General features: G+C 73.2%; 15 protein-coding genes. 11 read left to right on the top strand and 4 right to left on the bottom strand.

Features of this window, described 5'->3' with window-relative positions; genetic code table 11:
• Window positions 1-75: 75 nt before the first annotated feature.
• Window positions 76-1,362, top strand: a complete 1,287-nt coding sequence (locus JOF41_RS26240; protein WP_209622795.1) for a glutamate mutase L — start codon at window positions 76-78, stop codon at window positions 1,360-1,362.
• A gap of 12 nt (window positions 1,363-1,374) precedes the next feature.
• Here the strand turns inward: JOF41_RS26240 and JOF41_RS26235 are convergent, their stop codons facing one another.
• Window positions 1,375-3,756, bottom strand: a complete 2,382-nt coding sequence (locus JOF41_RS26235; RefSeq protein ID WP_209622792.1) for a hypothetical protein — start codon at window positions 3,754-3,756, stop codon at window positions 1,375-1,377.
• A 128-nt stretch (window positions 3,757-3,884) separates the two neighbouring features.
• On the opposite strand from JOF41_RS26235, the gene ahcY reads away from it, so the two are divergent.
• Complete coding sequence (ahcY, locus tag JOF41_RS26230; RefSeq protein WP_209622789.1) at window positions 3,885-5,348, top strand: adenosylhomocysteinase; 1,464 nt, start codon at window positions 3,885-3,887, stop codon at window positions 5,346-5,348.
• 328 nt (window positions 5,349-5,676) lie between these two features.
• Here the strand turns inward: ahcY and JOF41_RS26225 are convergent, their stop codons facing one another.
• A complete protein-coding gene (locus JOF41_RS26225) occupies window positions 5,677-6,663 on the bottom strand; it encodes a hypothetical protein (RefSeq protein WP_209622786.1) in 987 nt (328 codons plus the stop codon).
• Between the two features lie 142 nt (window positions 6,664-6,805).
• On the opposite strand from JOF41_RS26225, the gene JOF41_RS26220 reads away from it, so the two are divergent.
• The 7 genes from JOF41_RS26220 to secA all read left to right on the top strand — a co-directional run bounded on the left by JOF41_RS26220 (window position 6,806) and on the right by secA (window position 17,028).
• Complete coding sequence (locus tag JOF41_RS26220) at window positions 6,806-7,447, top strand: dTMP kinase (protein WP_209622782.1); 642 nt, start codon at window positions 6,806-6,808, stop codon at window positions 7,445-7,447.
• A gap of 196 nt (window positions 7,448-7,643) precedes the next feature.
• Window positions 7,644-8,321, top strand: a complete 678-nt coding sequence (mtrA, locus tag JOF41_RS26215; protein WP_121009184.1) for an MtrAB system response regulator MtrA — start codon at window positions 7,644-7,646, stop codon at window positions 8,319-8,321.
• Between the two features lie 16 nt (window positions 8,322-8,337).
• Window positions 8,338-10,062, top strand: coding sequence for an MtrAB system histidine kinase MtrB (gene mtrB / locus JOF41_RS26210; protein ID WP_189225606.1), 1,725 nt, complete (start codon window positions 8,338-8,340; stop codon window positions 10,060-10,062).
• Window positions 10,059-11,816 carry an LpqB family beta-propeller domain-containing protein gene (locus JOF41_RS26205; protein WP_229796040.1) on the top strand — a complete coding sequence of 586 codons (1,758 nt, stop codon included), beginning with the start codon at window positions 10,059-10,061 and terminating at the stop codon, window positions 11,814-11,816. Before mtrB ends, JOF41_RS26205 begins: the two co-directional genes overlap by 4 nt.
• A 253-nt stretch (window positions 11,817-12,069) precedes the next feature.
• Window positions 12,070-12,570 (top strand): ComF family protein, encoded by a 501-nt coding sequence (locus JOF41_RS26200; protein WP_307867540.1) that lies wholly within the window; start codon window positions 12,070-12,072, stop codon window positions 12,568-12,570.
• Window positions 12,571-12,999: 429 nt separating this feature from the next.
• On the top strand, window positions 13,000-13,683 hold the full coding sequence (hpf, locus tag JOF41_RS26195; RefSeq protein ID WP_189225604.1) for a ribosome hibernation-promoting factor, HPF/YfiA family: 684 nt from the start codon (window positions 13,000-13,002) through the stop codon (window positions 13,681-13,683).
• A gap of 471 nt (window positions 13,684-14,154) precedes the next feature.
• Window positions 14,155-17,028: a preprotein translocase subunit SecA gene (gene secA, locus JOF41_RS26190; RefSeq protein WP_189225603.1), complete on the top strand. Its 2,874-nt coding sequence runs from the start codon at window positions 14,155-14,157 to the stop codon at window positions 17,026-17,028.
• Between the two features lie 102 nt (window positions 17,029-17,130).
• On the opposite strand, the gene JOF41_RS26185 is transcribed toward secA, so the two are convergent.
• Window positions 17,131-17,511: an Rv3235 family protein gene (locus tag JOF41_RS26185; RefSeq protein WP_209622779.1), complete on the bottom strand. Its 381-nt coding sequence runs from the start codon at window positions 17,509-17,511 to the stop codon at window positions 17,131-17,133.
• Between the two features lie 71 nt (window positions 17,512-17,582).
• Here JOF41_RS26185 and JOF41_RS26180 point away from each other — a divergent pair, with 71 nt between their 5' ends.
• Window positions 17,583-17,972 carry an HAD-IA family hydrolase gene (locus tag JOF41_RS26180; RefSeq protein ID WP_189225601.1) on the top strand — a complete coding sequence of 130 codons (390 nt, stop codon included), beginning with the start codon at window positions 17,583-17,585 and terminating at the stop codon, window positions 17,970-17,972.
• 203 nt (window positions 17,973-18,175) lie between these two features.
• On the opposite strand, the gene JOF41_RS26175 is transcribed toward JOF41_RS26180, so the two are convergent.
• A complete protein-coding gene (locus tag JOF41_RS26175; RefSeq protein ID WP_209624466.1) occupies window positions 18,176-18,919 on the bottom strand; it encodes a TrmH family RNA methyltransferase in 744 nt (247 codons plus the stop codon).
• A gap of 63 nt (window positions 18,920-18,982) precedes the next feature.
• On the opposite strand from JOF41_RS26175, the gene JOF41_RS26170 reads away from it, so the two are divergent.
• Window positions 18,983-19,651 (top strand): phosphotransferase, encoded by a 669-nt coding sequence (locus tag JOF41_RS26170; protein WP_189225600.1) that lies wholly within the window; start codon window positions 18,983-18,985, stop codon window positions 19,649-19,651.
• The last annotated feature ends 3 nt before the right edge of the window (window positions 19,652-19,654 follow it).

The raw sequence follows: 19,654 nt of genomic DNA, 5'->3' as shown, positions 1-19,654 counted from the left end.
GCTAGGGAGCCGGGGCACCGGCGGACCCGACATTCCGTGTCCGCCGCGGTCGGGTGCCGGGGTAGTTTGCCGGGCATGACGGTGCTGTGCCTGGACGTCGGCTCGACGTGGACCAAGGCCGCCCTGGTGGGCGAGGACGGCGAGCTGGTGGCCACCGCGCAGCACCCGACCACGCCGCCGGAGGTGATGGACGGCATCCGGCGCGTCCGCCTCGGCGAGCCGGACGAGGTGCTGGCCTGCTCGTCGGCCGGTGGCGGGCTGCGGCTGGCGGTGGTGGGGCAGGAGCGGCTGGTCAGCGCCGAGGCCGGGTACCGGGTGGCGCTGTCGGCGGGGGCCAGGGTGGTGCACGTGTCGGCGGGGCCGCTGCGCGACCTCGCCGCCGTGCGCGCGGCCCGTCCCGACGTGGTGCTGCTGGTCGGCGGCACCGACGGCGGCGACCGCGAGGTGCTGCTGCACAACGCGCGCAAGCTCGCCCGGATCGGCCGCCCGGTGGTGCTGGCGGGCAACGCCGAGGCGCGCGAGGAGGCGTTGGCGCTGCTCAACGCCAAGCGGACCACGGTGGCGGACAACGTGCTGCCCGATGTCGGGCAGCTGGCCCCAGGACCGGCGCGCGCCGCGATCCGGGAGGTGTTCCTGCGCCACGTGATCGGCGGCAAGGGCCTGTCCAGGGGGCGCGAGTTCCGCCGTCTGGTGCGCGCCGTGACGCCGGACGCGGTGCTCGCCGGGGTGTCCCGGTTGGCCGCGCGGGACCACGAGGGCGCGGTGCTGGTGGTGGACGTCGGCGGCGCCACGACGGACGTCTACTCCGCTGTGTCCACTGTGGACGAGGTGGAGACCACGGTCGCGCTGCCACCGGACCGCCGCACCGTGGAGGGCGACCTCGGCGTGCGCTGGTCCGCTCCCGGCGTGGTCGCCGAAGCGCTCGCCGAGAAGCTGGTCGACAAGGCGGAGGCCGCGTTCCTCCACGGGGAGGCGGAGATCCGCGCCCAGGACGTGACGTGGCTGCCGGAAGACCCGGAGGTCGACCAGCGGCTGGCCACGCTCGCCGCCGTGCTGGCCGTCCGCCGCCACCTCCGCGCGGTGGACGGCAGGCTGGGGCCGAAGGGCGCGACGCTGCTCGTGCTGTCCGGCGGGGTCTTCCGGCACGCGGAGTCCACCGAGGCGGTCGAGTCGACCCTCCGCTCCGACCCGGTGCTGCGCCCCGTGCTGCGCCGGGCGGAGATCGTGGTGGACCGCCGCTACGTGCTCGCCCCGGCCGGACTGCTCGCCGCCACTGGCCGCGCACACACCGCCGACCACCTCCTCGCCACCCACCTGACCGCGCCAGCAAGTACTACCCGACCCACCCCCACGGGCCGGTAACCACCACCCGGCTCACGGCGTCAGGTCGGACGGGCGGGGCAGGGTGAGACCACCCTCGCGGGCGGTGGGCAGCACCGGCGGCGCGGGCGTCACCCCCTCCAGCCCGGCGGCGATGGCCACCGCCCGGTCCCACTCCGGATCGGAGGTGTAGTCGGCGTGGCCGCTGACGCCGGGAGCCCACCGCCGACCGGGGAACGGCCCGCGCTGCGGGTCCGGCAGCCAGTGGTCGCCGCCCAGCACCAGCGCCCCGGTCGGCCCCGTCGTCGCGGGCGGCAGCGCGCCGCTGGTGCCGTCCGCGCGGAACCCCGCCCCGAGCAGCACCCCGTTGAACACCTGCCGCCGCCACGTGGTCACCGCGCCGCCCAGCGGGTCGGTGCCCCGGCACAGCGCCCGCCACCGCCCGCCCAGCCCACCGGCCAGCGCGGCCAGCGAGGCGTGCGGCACCACGGCGGGGAACGCCCGCGAGTACGCCCACTGCAGCTGCGCCCCCGCCGTGACCAGGCCCAGCCTGGCCGCGTCGGCGGGCGGCAACTGCTCCAGCAGCCGCGCCGCGGCCACCGCGGCCAGCAGGCTGCCCTGGCTGTGCCCGGCCAGCACCACCCGCGCGCCGGGGTCGGCCAGGTGCTCGCGCACCCGCGCCACCAGCTCCGGCACCACCTTCAGCGCGTAGCACGGCGGCACCACGGGGTGCGCCTCGCGCGGCCAGAACGCGGCCAGGTCGGCCAGCACGCCCAGCCGCCGCGCCGAGTCGGGCCGCCGGGCGGCCAGGTACACCGCGCGCAGCAGGCCGATCGCCAGCACCGCCAGCACCACCACGCCCAGCGCGGCGACCGGCCGCGCCCACGCGGGCGGGTCGACCTCGCGCAGCCGCAGCAGCGACGCGGGCACCGCGCCGACCACCAGCACCGCCGCGCCGATCAGGACCACGTGGTGGCTGTGGTGGCGCTCCCACCGCGCCCACCACCACGCCCGCGCGGCGGCCCGCAGGTCCCGCGTCCGCCCGGTGTGCAGCAGCGCCGCCTCGCGCGCCCACTCCTTGCCGCGCCGCAGCGAGCTCCACCGCACCATGCCGGTGGTGGCGGCCACGGCCAGCGCGGACAGCAGCGCCAGCACCCCCGCCACGCCCCACAGCAGCGCGATGTAGTCGTAGCCGCGCGGCAGCGCCCCGTGGCCGAGCAGGCGGCGCAGGGTCAGCGCGATGCCCGCGCCGAACCCGCCGCCCACCAGCGCGGCCAGCGCCAGCACCGGCGCGGCCATCCAGCCGCCCGCCCACGGCCGCAGCTCGCGCGGCAGCTCCGACCAGGTGCGCCGGGCCAGCAGCGCGGCGGGCGCCAGCAGCACCCCGAACAGCAGGCACACCAGCGTCAGCAGCGCGGCGACCAGCTGCACGCCCTCGTCCGCGCCGGGCAGCCGCGCGGGCAACCTGGTCAGCAGGGCCGTGGCGGCGGCGAACACCGCCCACGCCGCCGCGTGCAGCACCCGGCGCGGCCCGGCGGACAGCGCCGCGCGCAGCCACCGCCCGCCCCGGTGCGGCGCGCCACCGGTCGGGTCGTCCAGCAGCATCGCGCCCAGCGCGGCCAGGCCGACCAGCGCGACGGCCAGCAGCCTGCACACCTCGATCGCGGCGCCGTGCCAGCCGGGCGCGGCCAGCGACCGCAGCGGCCCGCCCAGCGCGATCACCGCGCCCGTGCCCAGCGCGGCGACCAGGTGCAGCACCCGCAGCGACGGCGTGTCCGGGTCGGTGGCCACGTGCGCGCCGGGCAGCACCGACGGCGCGGTCGGGGCGGAGGCCGGGCGCTCGATGCGCCAGTCCACGCTCGACACCCGGTGCAGCACCAGCACGGCCAGCGCCACCGGCAGCATCCCGACCACCGCCCGCACCCACGGCACCCGGTGCGCCCAGTCCTGGCCGAGCAGGCAGGCCGACCTCGGCGCCAGGCACTGCGCCGCCACCAGGTCCAGGCTGATCACCGCCAGCTGCGTCACCAGCAGCGCGGTCAGCAGCAGCGCGGCCAGCCGCAGCAGCGCGCGCAGGCAGATCCCCAGCAGGTGGGCGGGCAGGTTGCGCTCGGGCACCGGCGGCAGCATCCAGTGCGCCACGTTGGCCAGGCTGAACGGGAACAGCAGCGCCCACGTGGCCTTGGCCCAGCCGCCGGAGGTCATCCGGCCCCACACGTAGCCCTCGACCACGCGCGGCACCGGCCGCCCGCCCGCCTGCAGCACCGGGCCGGGCGCGGGTCTGCGCAGCCGGTCGGCGGGCCGCACCAGGCGGCCGAGGCCGTCGCCCGCCACGTCCACCGCCGCCACCGCGTCCACCAGCGACTGCGCGGTGGTGCCCTGCACGCCGTGCACCCGCAGTTCGACCACCCGCGTGTCGGGGCCGGGTATCAGCACTGGTCCTCCCGCGAACCTCGGGTCCGAGGTGGCCATAGTGGTGTATTCGCGCCGAGTTGCGGACGACCCGGACCGACCGGCGTGGCGGGCGGTAGTGTCGGATGAACCCCGAGATGGAGGAATCCTCGATGACCGCCGAAAGGCTGCAGACGCGCAACGGCATCGACTTCGCCGTGGCAGACCTCTCGCTGGCCGAGTTCGGCCGCAAGGAGATCAGGCTCGCCGAGCACGAGATGCCCGGCCTGATGGCCCTGCGGCGCGAGTACGCCGAGGTCTACCCGCTCAAGGGCGCCCGGATCTCCGGCTCGCTGCACATGACCGTGCAGACCGCCGTGCTGATCGAGACCCTGGTGGCGCTGGGCGCCGAGGTGCGTTGGGCCTCGTGCAACATCTTCTCCACCCAGGACCACGCCGCCGCTGCGGTCGTGGTCGGCCCGCACGGCACCCCCGAGGAGCCCAAGGGCGTCCCGGTGTTCGCCTGGAAGGGCGAGACGCTGGAGGAGTACTGGTGGACCGCCGAGTCCATGCTGACCTGGCCCGACGGTGGCGGCCCGAACATGATCCTGGACGACGGCGGCGACGCGACGCTGCTGGTCCACAAGGGCGCGCAGTACGAGAAGGCCGGTGTCGTCCCGCAGCCCGAGGACGACGACCCGGAGGAGTGGCAGATCGTCCTGGAGACGCTGCGCCGGTCGCTGGCGGCGGACTCCGGGAAGTGGAGCAAGATCGCCGAGGGCATCCGCGGCGTGACCGAGGAGACCACCACCGGCGTGATGCGGCTGTACCAGCTGGCCGCGGCCGGTGAGCTGCTGTTCCCGGCGATCAACGTCAACGACGCGGTCACCAAGTCGAAGTTCGACAACCGCTACGGCATCCGGCACTCGCTGGTCGACGGCATCAACCGCGGCACCGACGTGCTCATCGGCGGCAAGGTCGCGGTCATCTGCGGCTACGGCGACGTGGGCAAGGGCGCGGCGGAGTCGCTGCGCGGCCAGGGCGCCCGGATCATCGTCACCGAGATCGACCCGATCTGCGCGCTCCAGGCGGCGATGGACGGCTACGACGTGCAGCGGCTGGAGGACGTGCTCGACCGCGCCGACATCATCATCACCACGACCGGCAACAAGGACGTGGTGCGCATCGAGCACATGGCCGCGATGAAGCACCAGGCCATCGTGGGCAACATCGGCCACTTCGACAACGAGATCGACATGGCCGGGCTGCAGCGCTACCCCGGCATCCGGCGGATCAACATCAAGCCGCAGGTCGACGAGTGGGTGTTCCCGGACGGCCACTCGATCATCGTGCTGTCCGAGGGCAGGCTGCTGAACCTGGGCAACGCCACCGGCCACCCCAGCTTCGTGATGTCGAACTCGTTCTCCAACCAGGTGATCGCGCAGATCGAGCTGTTCACCAAGTACCAGGAGTACGACAAGGAGGTGTACCGGCTGCCCAAGAAGCTGGACGAGAAGGTCGCCCGCATCCACCTGGAGGCGCTCGGCGGCAAGCTCACCAAGCTGACCAAGGACCAGGCCGAGTACATCGACGTGGACGTCGAGGGCCCCTACAAGCCCGAGCACTACCGCTACTGACCTCCCGGCGTGGGCGGGCGTGGGCGGGCCCATCCCGCCCACGCCCCTTCCCCGCGAGTCGAACCCTCAGAACCCCTGAGTTCAACGCTCAGGACGCACACGCCCGTCCCCGGTGTCCACCCACCTATGGGCGTGTTGGGCGTGTCGCCCCCGCGAGTCGCGCGTTCCGACACCCCGACCCGAGCGTTCACGCACCCCGACCCGCACTTTCGCGCCCTGACCGGCGCTTCCGCGCCCCTCGGGTAGTAGTTACCGGCCCCCGCACATCCCTCTGGTAGTACTTGCCGACGCACCAGGGGGCGCGCGCGGAGCGCGCGGAGTTCGGGGGTCAGGTCCACTCGACGGTGACGCCTGCCAGGCCGGGACCGACGTCGGAGAAGTAGGCGCTGACCACCCCGCCCAGCCCGCACACCAGCTCGCCCACCTCGACGGGGGTGGCCTCGGGTTCCTGGCGGAACTGCTTGGTGCACCGCGCGGGCAGCGACCGCCGGTGGAACGCGAGCTGAAGCAGGTAGCCGCGGCAGGGGTCGCGGAAGGTGCGGTGGTGCCCCGGTGTCGGCCCGCCGGTGTCGTCGAGCACGGTGAAGCTGAACACGTGCTCCTCGCCCTCGGCCAGCTTCCGGTCGAACAGCAGCTCGAACGCCAGCCCGCGCGACGCGCTCTGCCTGCGCACCCGCCCTTGCCTGCACCCCTCGGCGGGCCGGACCAGCGCCTTGTCGATCAGGCAGCCCTCGTCGCCCTGGTGCACCGCCAGGTAGCGGTCGGGTCCGGCGCGCAGCGCGCGCACGACCATCCGCGTGGTGATCGCCCGCTGTTCCCGCTGGGCGCCGACCAGCACGGTGTCGTGCACGGCGAGCACTTCCAGGTCGGCGTTGGACCGCGCGCTGCGCGGCACGGCCTCGAACTCGGCCAGCAGCGGCGCGGGGTCAGCCCACGCCCCCGTCGATCCGGCAAACGGGGGCGCGACGTGCCGCGGGCGTGCTCGGGGCTGTGGTTCGACCAGCGCCACCAGCGATTCCGGCGGCAGTTCCAGCACGGTTTCCAGCGCGCGGACGGTCGGCACGGCCCGTGGTACTTCGGGGTGGCGCAGGCCGCGCTGCCAGTAGCTCAGCGTGGACTGCCCGACCGGCACGCCGAGCCGTTCCAGCCGGGCGCGCAGGCGGGCCAGCGACAGGCCGCGGTGGGCGATGGAGTCGCGCAGCGCCCGGTGGAACGGGCCGTAGCGCAGGGTCTCGGCGAGAGTGCCGGGGAGTTCCCCGGTCGGGTGGCCGACCGGTTCGTCCACCGGCCCGGCGTGCCCGGAATCCGCGGTCACCGCGGCACCACCTTCCGCAGGGCCCCAAGGTGCGTCCACCGTAGTCACTCATACAGGACTGGCGATCACCCGTATGGGTTACCTGTGCCCCTGATGGCGGGCAATGGGTGCCCCTCAGGGTGGTCGCTTTAGGGTGAGCGCCGTGGGAAAGCTCGTGGTGATCGAAGGACTGGACGGCGCGGGCAAGCGCACGCTGACCAAGGCGCTGACCGACGCGCTGGCCGCGCGCGGGGCGCGGGTCACCACCGGGGCGTTCCCGCGCTACGGCGAGGACGTGCACGCCGACCTGGTGGACGACGCCCTGCACGGCAGGCTCGGCGACCTCACCGACTCGGTGCACGGCATGTCGGTGCTCTACGCGCTGGACCGGCGCGGCGCCGCCGACCGCATCCGCGCCGACCTCGACTCCTACGACGTGGTGCTGCTCGACCGGTACATCGCCTCCAACGCCGCCTACGGCGCGGCGAGGCTGCGCCAGCGGGCGGACGGCGGGTTCGTCGAGTGGGTCCGCGCGCTGGAGGTCGACCGGTTCCGGCTGCCGCTGCCGGACCTGCAGCTGCTGCTGCGCGTGCCCGTGGAGGTGGCCGCCGACCGCGCCGCCCACCGCGAGGCGACCGAGGACCGCGACCGGGACGTCTACGAGTCAGACGGCGGGCTCCAGCAGCGCTGCGGCGCGGTCTACGACGAGCTGGCCGCCGCCGGGTGGCTGTCGCCGTGGGAGGTCCTCGACGGCACCGCGGACCTGCGGGTGGAGCCGTTGCTGGAGCGCCTGCTGACCCGTTAGAGCGACCTGGTTACCACCGCGGTAACGAAACGAGACACCCCCGCCGATGAGTCGCTGACGAGCGCGGCGGCGACGGCGAGGTGGGCCCGTGGAACGGCGACAGCGGCTGGTTGCGGATCGGACCCGCGTGATGACCAGCAGTGATGATCACTGGGTGGTGCGGGGGCACCGGACCGCTAGTGGGACGATGTTCGGCATGAAGGCACGCGTGCTGGTGGTGGACGACGACCCCGCTCTGGCGGAGATGCTGACCATCGTGCTGCGGGGCGAGGGCTTCGACACGGCGGTGGTCGCCGACGGCGCTCGCGCGCTGCCCGCCCTGCGTGAGTTGAAACCGGACCTGGTCCTGCTGGACCTGATGCTGCCGGGCATGAACGGCATCGACGTCTGCAAGGCGATCCGCTCCGAGTCGGGCGTCCCGATCGTCATGCTGACCGCGAAGAGCGACACCGTGGACGTGGTGCTGGGCCTGGAGTCCGGCGCGGACGACTACGTGGTCAAGCCGTTCAAGCCCAAGGAGCTGGTGGCGCGCATCCGCGCCCGCCTGCGCCGCACCGAGGCCGAGCCCGCCGAGGTGCTGCAGATCGGCGACCTGACCATCGACGTGCCCGGCCACGAGGTGCTGCGCGAGGGCAGGCCGATCCAGCTCACCCCGCTGGAGTTCGACCTGCTGGTGGCGCTGGCCCGCAAGCCGCGCCAGGTGTTCACCCGCGAGGTGCTGCTGGAGCAGGTGTGGGGCTACCGGCACGCGGCGGACACCCGGCTGGTCAACGTGCACGTGCAGCGGTTGCGGTCGAAGGTGGAGCGCGACCCGGAGCACCCGGAGGTCGTGCTGACCGTCCGCGGCGTCGGCTACAAGGCGGGTCCTCCGTGATCGGGGAGACCCGAGGATGAGCCCGCGCGCGTTGGACCCCGTTGTGCGCCTGGCGCGCCGCGCGGTCGAGCGCGCGCGGCGGCACTGGGGCGCGTTCGGCGAGCTGTGGCGGCGCTCGTTGCAGCTGCGCGTGGTGGTGAGCACCCTCGCGCTGTCGTCGGCCGTGGTGTTCGTGCTGGTCATGGTGCTGCAGGTGCAGATTACCGACCAGCTGCTGCAGACCAAGACCGATGCCGCGATCCGGCAGGCCAACGCCAGCGCCGCGGTGATCCAGCCGGACCTGTCCGGCCTCAACCCCGGCCCGGACAGCGTCAAGGCGCGGTTCACCACCGCGCTGAACAAGATCAACTCCTCCGGTCAGGAGGCGGCCAGCTCGGGCGCGGGCGCGTTCGAGCCGGTGCTGGCCGACGCGGCGCTGGTCGGCACGGACGGCCAGACCAACGCCGTCGGCCCCTACGTCGACGTGCCCGAGGGCCTGCGCAAGCTGGTCGAGGGCGGCCACGCGGGCACCCAGATCTCCACCGTGGACCGCGAGACGGGCCCCACCACGTTCCTGGCCGTCGGCCTGCCGGTGAACTCCTCGGCCCGGCCGATGCAGCTGTACCTGCTGTTCCCGCTGACCGGCGAGCAGGCCACCGCCGAGGTGGTGCAGCAGACCTTGGTGGTCGGCGGCCTGGTGCTGCTGTTGCTGCTGGCGGTGATCGCCAACCTGGTCACCCGGCAGGTGGTCCGCCCGGTGCGGCAGGCCGCCGAGATCGCCGAGCGGTTCGCCGAGGGCAGCCTGGACGAGCGGATGCCGGTGGTCGGCGAGGACGACGTGGCGCGGCTGGCCGAGTCCTACAACGAGATGGCCGCCAGCATCCAGCGCCAGATCCACCAGCTGGAGGAGTTCGGGCAGCTCCAGCGCCGGTTCACCTCCGACGTCTCGCACGAGCTGCGCACCCCGCTGACCACCGTGCGGATGGCGGCGGACGTGCTGCACGCCTCGCGCGAGCAGTTCCCGGCCGGGTTGGCCCGCTCCACCGAGCTGCTGGTGGACGAGCTGGACCGGTTCGAGTCGCTGCTGGGCGACCTGCTGGAGATCAGCAGGCTGGACGCGGGCGTGGAGGAGCTGGCCGCGGAGGTGGTGGACGTGCGGGTGCTGGCCCGGCGGGCGCACGACGCGGTGCGCGCCATCGCCACCAGCAGCGGGTCCGCCATCGTGATGGACCTGCCCGACCACGAGGTGACCGCGGAGCTGGACGCCCGCCGGGTCGAGCGCATCCTGCGCAACCTGCTGGCCAACGCCGTCGACCACGGGGAGGGCCTGCCGGTGGAGCTGACCCTGCGCAGCGACGGCGAGGCGGTCGCGGTGACCGTGCGCGACCACGGTGTCGGCCTGCGCCCCGGCGAGGCGGACCTGGTGTTCAACCGGTTCTGGCGGGCCGACCCGTCGCGCAACCGGCGCACCGGCGGCACCGGCCTCGGCCTGTCGATCAGCCTGGAGGACGCCCGGTTGCACGGCGGCTGGTTGCAGGCGTGGGGCGAGCGCGGCTACGGCGCGGTGTTCCGGCTGACCCTGCCGTGCAGGCGCGGGCACGAGCTCGCGCACAGCCCGCTACCGCTGGAGCCGCCCGACCTGCCCGCCGTGGAGGCCGAGTCGGAGCCCGAGCCCGCGGTCGAGGAGGTCGAGCCCGCCGAGCAGGAGTTCGCCTGGCAGCCCGCGGAGCCGGTGGACGGGGAGCGGGAGGAGGTCCGGTGAGCAGGCTGGTGGCCGCCGTGGTCGCGATGGTCGCGCTGCTGGCGCTGGCGGGGTGCGCGGCGATCCCGACGCAGACCTCGCCGGTGCCGATCAACCCGTCGGCGGGCAGCCCGACGCAGGCCGAGGCGCCCGCGCCGACCAGGGACATCGACCCGCTCAACCTGGTCCGCGAGTTCGTCAACGCCTCCGCCAACCCGGAGGGCGACTACGCCGCGGCCAAGGCGTACCTGACCGAGGAGGCCAGGCGGACCTGGGACACCAAGGCCACCCCGACCATCATCGAGACCACGTTCAACACCGTGCCGCCGACGGCGGAGTCCACCACCGGGTCCTCCGACAGCGACTCCCGCACGGTGCTGCTCCAGGGCCGCAACGTGGGCAGGCTGCAGACCCAGGACTACTCGTTCGTGCAGCACGTGGGCGAGCTGAACACGCCCATCGGGGTCGAGCGCGACGACGAGGGGCAGTGGCGCATCTCCGACCCGCCGGAGGGCATCTACATGCCGCTCAACGGGTTCCAGGCGAACTTCCGCCGGGTCACGCTGTACTTCTGGAGCCCGGACTTCAGCGTGCTGGTGCCCGACCCGCGCTACGTGGTGACGCCGCCGTCCACGTCGGTCCCCCGGCGGGTGACCGACCTGCTGCTGCGCGGACCGGCGGACGCCATGCGCGGCGCGCTGGCCACGGCGATCCCGGCGGGCGCGGCGCAGCGGCAGGACACCCACGAGGACGACGACGGGGCGCTGGAGGTCGACCTGGCCAAGGTCGGCGACCTCACCGTGCAGGTGCGCAAGCAGATCGTGGCGCAGGTGGTGCGGTCGCTGGCGGGGGTGTCCACCAGCCGCATCCGGGTGCTGGTGGAGGGCCAGCCGATCCTGACCGAGCAGACCGAGTGGCGCTCCGCGGACGTGCAGACCGGCGAGGCGCTGGCGATCCCGGACGCCGACCAGCACGGGCTGCTGGTCAGTGGCGGGCAGGTGCGGCAGCTGACCGACGGCAGGCCGGTGCCCGGTCCGGCGGGCGAGGGCGATTACAACGCGGTCAGCGCCGCGCAGTCGCTGGACGGCGGGGAGCTGGCGCTGGTCAGCAGGCTGGCGTCGGGCTCGGTGCGGCTGCGGGTGGGCGAGCTGGAGGGTGAGCTGTCCGTGGTCGACCTGCCCGCGACCACGCTGACCAGGCCGACCTGGCTGCTCAGCGGCCGGGCCGGGGAGCCCAGCGACGAGGTGTGGACGGTCGTGGACGGCACCAACGTGGTGCGGGTGATCCGGACCGAGCGCGGCTGGACGGCCAGCGCGGTCAACGCCTCGGAGCTGGCGGTGTTCGGCCCGATCACCGAGCTGCGGCTGTCCCGCGACGGCACGCGGGTGGCGGCGGTGGCGGGCGGCAGGCTGCTGGTGGCCGCGGTGGTGCGCGCCCAGGACTCGTCGGTGGCGATCCGGCAGCCCAGGGCGCTGCAGTCCTCGGTGCTGGGCACCAGCGCGCTGTCGCTGGACTGGCTGGCCCAGGACGTGCTGGTGGCCAGCACGTCCCTGCCGCTGTGGCCGATCGTCAAGGTGAACGTGGACGGCCTGCGCCTGGAGCGCTACAACACCTCGAACCTGACCGTCCCGGTCGGCTCGGTCAGCGCGGCGCCGGGGCGCAACGTGGTCGCGGTGGACCGCAGCGGCCTGTGGAGCGCGGGCGACCTGGGCGACGTGTGGCGGGCCAGTCCGGTGCAGGTCTCCTCGGAGGCCCAGGTGTTCTACCCCGGTTGATCAACCACGGACGATCAAACACGGATGGTCTTCTCCGGTTGATCGACTTCACCCGATCGGGAGTCACCAGGAGGGCCTCCGGGGCTCCGGAATCGTCGGTACCCGCTGGGAGAGTCGTCCCATGCTGCTCAGCCTCCTGTTCCCGTCCCGGTGCGCGGCCTGCGGAGCCGACGGGGTGCGCGCCTGCGCGAAGTGCCTGTCGGCGTTCGGCCCTCCCTTCCCTGTACCCGGTCACGGGCCACCTATGTTCGCTTTGGCGAATTACACCGGGGCGGCCCGGCAGCTCGTGCTCGCCTTCAAGGAGCGCGGGCGTCGCGACCTGGCCGCGGTGTTCGGCGGGTTGCTGACGGCGGCGCTGCCCCGGCTGCCGGGAGCGCGCTGGGACGGGGCCGGGCGGTGCTGGCTGGTGCCCGCGCCCTCCCGGCGGGCCGCCGCCCGCCGCCGCGGCGGTTCCCACGTTCTGGGAGCGGCTCGGGCGTCCGGCCTCGCGGTGGCCGACGCGCTGCGCCTGGCCCCCGGCGTACGCGATTCCGTGGGCCTGGACGGCGCGACGCGCAGGGCCAACCTGGCGGGTCGGGTGCTCCTGTCGCGCCGGGGGCTGCCGCCACCCGGCAGCGCCGTGGTGCTGCTGGACGACGTGGTCACCACGGGTGCCACGGCCGCCGAATGCGCTTCGGTGTTAAAAGGGGCCGGTTTTCGGGTAACCGCGATCCTCGCGTTCACGAGTGCCCGCATATCTAGCCCACACGGGTGATTCGGATCGGGAACTCGACCGCGTTCCCGCCCGTTGGCCGGTCATGAGGTCCTCGCGGAGGCCGTTCGACGTAGCCGGCCTGCCACCGGTCACCAGCGCACCGCTGGGCTGTTCGGGTGAATCGGGCTGGGCATCCCGGCGGCGCTCGGTCGCCGGGTCCGTCGCAGGTGGTGCCTTGTTGTCGCGCTGTGTCACCGCGAAGATTTCTTCCAGTTCCCCCGCCTCGGGGGCTGTCGCATCGGCGAATACCGGGCTAACGTGCACCGCTATCAGCGTTCCCGGCTCGCGGGGAGGAGGCGAACAGCCCATGACCCTGGCGCCGGTGGAGAACTGAGGGCAACCCTCGTCCACTGTCCGCGACAACGATCACGGAACCGGCGCCGAAACGATCCACAGGCAGAGCTCGCAGCAACGCGAGGGAGGTCGTGTATGGACATCGTCGTAAAGGGCCGCAACGTCGAGGTGCCCGATCACTACCGGGTGCACGTGACGGACAAGCTGGCTCGCCTGGAGCGCTACGACCGCAAGGTCATCCGCTTCGACGTGGAGTTGTTCCACGAGCCCAACCGCAGGCAGTCCAAGAACTGCCAGCGGGTGGAGATCACCGCCAAGGGGCGCGGACCGGTGGTCCGCGCGGAGGCGTGCGCGGGCGACTTCTACGCCGCGCTGGACGTCGCCACGGCCAAGCTGGAGAACCGCTTGCGCCGCGCGCACGACCGCAGGCGCGTGCACCACGGGCGACGAGGCCCGACATCGGTCGCCGAGGCGACCGGCGGACTGGCGGACGTCACCACCGCCGCGTCCGCGGGACAGGCCCAGGGCCGCAGGGTCGGGCGCACGGCGCTGCTCGAAGCCGCCGAGCCGGAACCCGAGTACGAGGGCGTGGCCGAGGTGCCCGCGCAGCAGCGCTGGGACGACGTCGAGGACAAACTGCCCGGCCAGATCGTGCGCGAGAAGGAGCACGCGGCCAAGCCCATGACCGTCGACCAGGCCCTCTACGAGATGGAACTGGTCGGACACGACTTCTACCTCTTCTTCGACGCCGACTGCGAACGACCGAGCGTCGTCTACCGCAGAAAGGGATTCGACTACGGCGTAATCAGGCTCGCCTGATCCCCGTTCCCGACTTTCTCCCCATCCGGACTCGGAACCCCCGGCGCTCCTGTGCGCCGGGGTTTCCCTTCGCGCGGGCCGCCGCACTGGCCGTCCGCCCGATCACGGATCGATCAAGACGTATCACGAACCGATCAAGGCGCGTCGTGATCGCGTCCGTCCGGCCGCGCGGAAATTGGCGAGGCCGTCGTGGGCGCATTCTGGCACGGGTGTGCGGTTCCGCGGGAGGAAGGCGAACGGCGTATCACGCTGCGGCATCCGGCCACCTGATCCGGTCAGACGATGATCACCCGGACGGCTTGTCCGCCGTTCGCCACGAGGTGCGCACCGGTTCCGCCGTGTGTCCGTGCACACCTCTTCACGACTTGCCTACGATGGCGGGTGGTGTTGAGGCCCGTCGCGCCCCGCGACGAGCCGCTGGAAGGCGCCCCGGGAGGGCGCGTCGCGATGAGGTAATGAGGTCGACCCGAGATGGTGCTGTCCCGACTGCTGCGCGCAGGCGAAGGCAAGATGCTCAAGCGCCTGCGCAACATCGCAGCGCACATCAACAACCTCGAAGACGACGTCGTAGACCTCTCCGATGCGGAGCTGCGCGCGAAGACCGACGAGTTCCGCAAGCGCTACGCCGAGGGCGAGACCCTCGACGAGCTGCTGCCGGAGGCGTTCGCGGTGGCGCGCGAGGGCGCCAAGCGGACGCTGGGCCAGCGGCACTTCGACGTGCAGCTGATGGGCGGCGCGGCGCTGCACCTGGGCCAGATCGCCGAGATGCGCACCGGTGAGGGCAAGACCCTGACCTCGGTGCTGCCCGCGTACCTCAACGCCATCGCGGGCAAGGGCGTCCACATCGTCACCACCAACGACTACCTGGCCAAGCGCGACTCGGAGTGGATGGGCCGCATCCACCGCTTCCTGGGCCTGACCGTCGGGGCGATCCTGGCGGAGATGACGCCGGAGCAGCGCCGCGTCGCCTACAACGCCGACATCACCTACGGCACCAACAACGAGTTCGGCTTCGACTACCTGCGCGACAACATGGCGTGGAGCCTGGACGAGACGGTGCAGCGCGGCCACTTCTACGCCGTGGTCGACGAGGTCGACTCGATCCTCATCGACGAGGCCCGCACGCCGCTGATCATCTCCGGCCCGGCCGACCAGTCCTCGCGCTGGTACCTGGAGTTCGCCCGGCTCGCGCCGCTGCTGAAGAAGGACGTCCACTACGAGGTCGACGAGCGCAAGCGCACCGTCGGCGTCAGCGAGGCGGGCGTGGCCTTCATCGAGGACCAGCTCGGCATCGACAACCTCTACGAGGCGGCGAACACCCCGCTGGTGGGCTACCTGAACAACGCCCTCAAGGCCAAGGAGCTGTTCACCAGGGACAAGGACTACATCGTCCGCAACGGCGAGGTCCTCATCGTCGACGAGTTCACCGGCCGCGTGCTGGCGGGCCGCCGCTACAACGAGGGCATGCACCAGGCCATCGAGGCCAAGGAAGGCGTGGAGATCAAGGCGGAGAACCAGACCCTCGCCACGATCACCCTGCAGAACTACTTCCGCCTCTACGAGCGCATGGGCGGCATGACCGGTACCGCCGAGACCGAGGCGGCGGAGTTCCACCAGACCTACAAGCTGGGCGTGGTGCCGATCCCCACCAACCGCCCCATGCAGCGCAAGGACCAGCCCGACCTGGTCTACAAGACCGAGGAGGCGAAGTTCGAGGCGGTCGCCGAGGACATCGCCGAGCGGCACCAGAAGGGCCAGCCGGTGCTGGTCGGCACCACCAGCGTCGAGCGCTCGGAGTACCTGTCCAAGCTGCTGGTGCGCAAGGGCATCCCGCACGAGGTGCTCAACGCCAAGCACCACGACCGCGAGGCGCTGATCGTGGCCAAGGCCGGGCGCAAGGGCGCGGTCACCGTGGCCACCAACATGGCCGGTCGCGGCACCGACATCGTGCTGGGCGGCAACCCGGACATCATCGCCGACCACGAGCTGCGCGAGCGCGGCCTGGACCCGGTGGAGAACCCGGAGGAGTACGAGGCCGCCTGGGCCAAGCTGATCGAGGAGGTCACCGCCGAGGTCAAGGCCGAGGCCGAGGAGGTCCGCGAGGCGGGCGGGCTGTACGTGCTGGGCACCGAGCGGCACGAGTCCCGCCGCATCGACAACCAGCTGCGCGGTCGCTCCGGCCGCCAGGGCGACCCCGGCGAGTCGCGGTTCTACCTCTCGCTCAACGACGAGCTGATGCGGCGCTTCAACGCGGCCATGGTCGAGATGGTGATGACCCGGCTGAAGGTGCCCGACGACGTGCCGATCGAGCACAAGATGGTCACCAGGGCCATCCGCAGCGCGCAGACCCAGGTCGAGCAGCAGAACTTCGAGATCCGCAAGAACGTCCTCAAGTACGACGAGGTCATGAACGAGCAGCGCAAGGTGATCTACGCCGAGCGCCACCGCGTCCTGGCGGGCGAGGACCTGCGCGAGCAGGTGGAGCACATGATCACCAGCGTGGTCGGCGACTACGTCGACGGCGCCACCGCCGACGGCTACGCCGAGGACTGGGACCTCGACCAGCTGTGGACGGCGCTCAAGACGCTGTACCCGATCTCGCTGAACGCCGAGGAGCTGCTGGAAGCCGACGAGGACCTCAGCAAGGAGTCCCTGAAGGCCAAGATCCAGGAGGACGCGCTCAAGGCCTACCAGGCCCGCGAGGCCGACATCGACGGCCGCGTCGGCCCCGGCGCGATGCGCGAGCTGGAGCGCCGCGTGCTGCTGTCCGTGATGGACCGCAAGTGGCGCGAGCACCTCTACGAGATGGACTACCTCAAGGAGGGCATCGGCCTGCGCGCGATGGCCCAGCGCGACCCGCTGATCGAGTACCAGCGCGAGGGCTTCGACATGTTCAACGCGATGCTGGACGCGTTGCGCGAGGAGACCGTCGGCTTCCTGTTCAACCTCCAGGTGGAGGCGGCCGAGCCCGAGCCCGCCCCGGAGCCCCCGGTGCAGGTGTCCATCAGCAACGGCGCGGGCCAGCTCACCGGCAGCCGGGCCAGGGCGCGCGCCGCCGCGGCGGCCGCCGCCGAGCAGGAGGCCAAGCAGCGGCAGCAGGCCCCGGCCGGTCCCGCGCTGGCCCAGCTGGCCAGCGGCAGCGCCATCCCGCCCGCCCTGCGCGGCAAGGGCCTGGACGCCAGGGGCGGCCAGCAGCGGCTGACCTACAGCGGCCCGTCGGAGAGCGGCGACGCCGAGACCAGTGGCGGCCAGGCGGCGGGCGACCAGCAGGGCGGCACCCGCAAGGAGCGCCGCGCGGCGGCCAGGGCGCAGGCGAAGGGCAACAAGAAGCCCCCGCGTCACTGACCTCGCGGTTGCCCTGTGGGTCTGCGGACCCCGAACGTCCCCGGACCCCGAACGCCCCCGGACCGCGAACGCCCCCGGCCCCGCGCCGGGGGCGTTCGCGCGCTACGGCAGCAGCTGGAACCGGGTGCACCGCCACGCCCCCTCCACCAGCTCGACCCGCGCCGCCAGGCCGCGCACCCGGCTGCGCTGCCGCACCGTCCCGCCGATCTCGGCCACGCCGTTGGACACCCAGCACAGGCGCACGGTCCCCAGCCGCACGCCGACGCCGGGGGAGAACAGCCGCCCGACCTCCTCCAGGGCGGGGCCGCGCAGCACGGCGCGCAACTGCCCCAGCGACCGCCGCCCGTCGACCGCCTCGACCACCGCCGACAGCAGCCGCCGGGGGTCCAGCAGCACCGGCGAGGCGTTCTCGACGCGGGGCCGGGGCAGCCGGACCGGGGTCGCCACCGAGTACTCCCGCAACGTCCACATGCGAAGTGACATGAACACTCGACCGCCGAGACGGCGAATCCGGTCAAGCTTCACCTCATAGAGTGACCCCATAGAGTGCAGGGGTGCGCGGGCTGATCCTGGACTACGGCGGTGTCCTCACCGACCACGAGCAGGGGGAGGAGCCGCCCCTGGTGGGCGCCCTGCGGGCGGCCCGGCGGCACGGCCTGCGCACCGCGCTGCTGTCCAACGCGGACGGCCGGTGGTCGCCGCCGCCGGAGTGGGCGGACCTGTTCGACGCCGTGGTCACCTCCGGGGAGGCGGGCTGGGCCAAGCCGGACGAGCGGATCTACCTGCTGACCGCGCGCCGCCTGGGCCTGACCCCCGCCGACTGCGTCTTCGTCGACGACCTGGCCGTCAACGTCCGGGGCGCCGCCGCCGCGGGCATGGTCGGCGTCCACCACCGCACCCCCGCCGAAACCCTCGCCGAACTCCACATCCTCCTCGGCATCTGACCCCGCGAGTCGAGCGTTCAAGCACCGCGAACTGAGCGTTCAGAACTAAAAGCGGCGCTCGCGGGGCACCCGCTGCGCGCGCTTCGCGCGCGCCCCCCTGGTGCGTCGGCAAGTACTACCGGACGGGTGTGCGGGGGCCGGTAACTACTGCCCGAGGTGCGCGAATGTCGAGTTCAGGGTGTCCGGAGGTTCGACTCGCGGGGTCAGCCGCGGCGGCGGACTACCTCGAAGCAGAGGACGGCGGCGGCGGAGGCGACGTTGAGCGACTCCACGCCCGCCGCCATCGGGATGGACAGCCACCCGGTCACGTGCGGGCGCACCTCGTCGGAGATGCCCGAGGTCTCCGACCCCAGCACGAACGCCGCGTGCGACGGCAGCGAGAACGAGTACACCGACTCGCGCGCCCCGGCGTCGAGGGCGAACAGCGGGTAGCCCGCCGCCCGCAGCTGCGCCGCCGCCTCACCCGCCGTGGCGCAGCGCAGCACCGGAGCCCGGAACGCGACCCCGGCCGAGGACTTCACCACCAGCGGGTCGATCGACGCGACACCGCGGCGCGGCACCACGATGCCGTCCATGCCCGCCGCCGTGGCGGTCCGCAGGATCATGCCGACGTTCGCGGGCGTGGTGATCCCGTCGAGCAGCAGCACCCCGCGCGGCCGGTCGCGCAGGGCCAGTTCCAGCGGCCGCATCCGGGGCGCGACCACGTCGGCCAGCACGCCCTGGTCGTGCCGCCCGTTGCCCGCCAGCACCTTCACCCGCTGCGCCGTGGCCCGCTGCACCCGCACCCCGCGCCGCCCCGCCGCGTCCAGGATCTCCTTGGCCGCCGGACCGCGCGCGCCCTCGGCGAGCAGCACCTTGTCGACCTCCAGGCGCGGGTCGTCCAGCGCTTCCAGCACCGGCTTGCGGCCGTAGACGGTGACGAACTTGTCCTTGGGCGAGATCTCCACCCGAACAGTCTCCCGCACCCGTTTGGCCCTTGTGCTCCGGCTGTCAATGATGATGATCGTCACATGACCTCGCGTCTGCGCAACGTCGCGCACCGTGATCGACTCCTGGCCAGCGGTCAGGAGGCCGATGTGTTCCTGCGGCCGGACGGCCTGCTCGCCAAGCGCAGTCGGGCGGACCGCGACCTGCGGCCCGAGGCCGAGCTGATGCGCCACCTGCGCGCTCACGGCGTCCCGGTGCCCAGGGTCGAGGAGGCCCACCGCACCGAGCTGGTCATGGAGTACGTCCCCGGCCCGCGCATGTCGCAGGAGCTGGACGCGCGCCCGTGGCGCGCGGCGGCGCTGGGTCGCCAGCTCGCCGAGCTGCACCGGGGCCTGGACGAGGTGCCCGCGCCGGACTTCGTGCCGGGTGAGGGCGGGCTGCTGCACCTGGACCTGCACCCCGGCAACGTGGTGCTCGGCCCGGAGGGGCCGGTGGTGGTCGACTGGGCGGACGCGGCGCGCGGGGACCGGCGGGTGGACGTGGCGCTGAGCTGGCTGGCCGTGGCGGTGGCCCCGCTGCGCCCGCTGCGCCGGTGGGCGCGGGGGCGGCTGGTGCGCTCGCTGCTGGACGGGGTGGGGGGCGAGGTGCGGCAGGCGATGCCCGCCGCCGCGCGGATCAGGCTGGCCCGCAGGCAGCGCGACGCCGCCGAGGTGGCGGCCGTGACCAGGCTGGTGCGCCGCTGCACCGGCTAGCCT

Origin of the sequence: Saccharothrix coeruleofusca (genome assembly GCF_017876325.1) — a bacterium.
Classification (GTDB): Bacteria; Actinomycetota; Actinomycetes; order Mycobacteriales; family Pseudonocardiaceae; genus Actinosynnema; species Actinosynnema coeruleofuscum.
Note: the sequence above shows the minus strand (reverse complement) of the source record. Positions and strands in the feature narration are given on the sequence as shown.

What these genes read in the sequence shown, in the direction of transcription:
- JOF41_RS26240 (WP_209622795.1), top strand. Translation starts at nt 76, where the DNA reads ATGACGGTGCTGTGCCTGGACGTCGGCTCGACGTGGACCAAGGCCGCC.
- ahcY (WP_209622789.1), top strand. Translation starts at nt 3,885, where the DNA reads ATGACCGCCGAAAGGCTGCAGACGCGCAACGGCATCGACTTCGCCGTG.
- mtrA (WP_121009184.1), top strand. Translation starts at nt 7,644, where the DNA reads ATGAAGGCACGCGTGCTGGTGGTGGACGACGACCCCGCTCTGGCGGAG.
- mtrB (WP_189225606.1), top strand. Translation starts at nt 8,338, where the DNA reads ATGAGCCCGCGCGCGTTGGACCCCGTTGTGCGCCTGGCGCGCCGCGCG.
- hpf (WP_189225604.1), top strand. Translation starts at nt 13,000, where the DNA reads ATGGACATCGTCGTAAAGGGCCGCAACGTCGAGGTGCCCGATCACTAC.
- secA (WP_189225603.1), top strand. Translation starts at nt 14,155, where the DNA reads ATGGTGCTGTCCCGACTGCTGCGCGCAGGCGAAGGCAAGATGCTCAAG.
- JOF41_RS26185 (WP_209622779.1), bottom strand. Translation starts at nt 17,511, where the DNA reads ATGTCACTTCGCATGTGGACGTTGCGGGAGTACTCGGTGGCGACCCCG.
- JOF41_RS26170 (WP_189225600.1), top strand. Translation starts at nt 18,983, where the DNA reads ATGACCTCGCGTCTGCGCAACGTCGCGCACCGTGATCGACTCCTGGCC.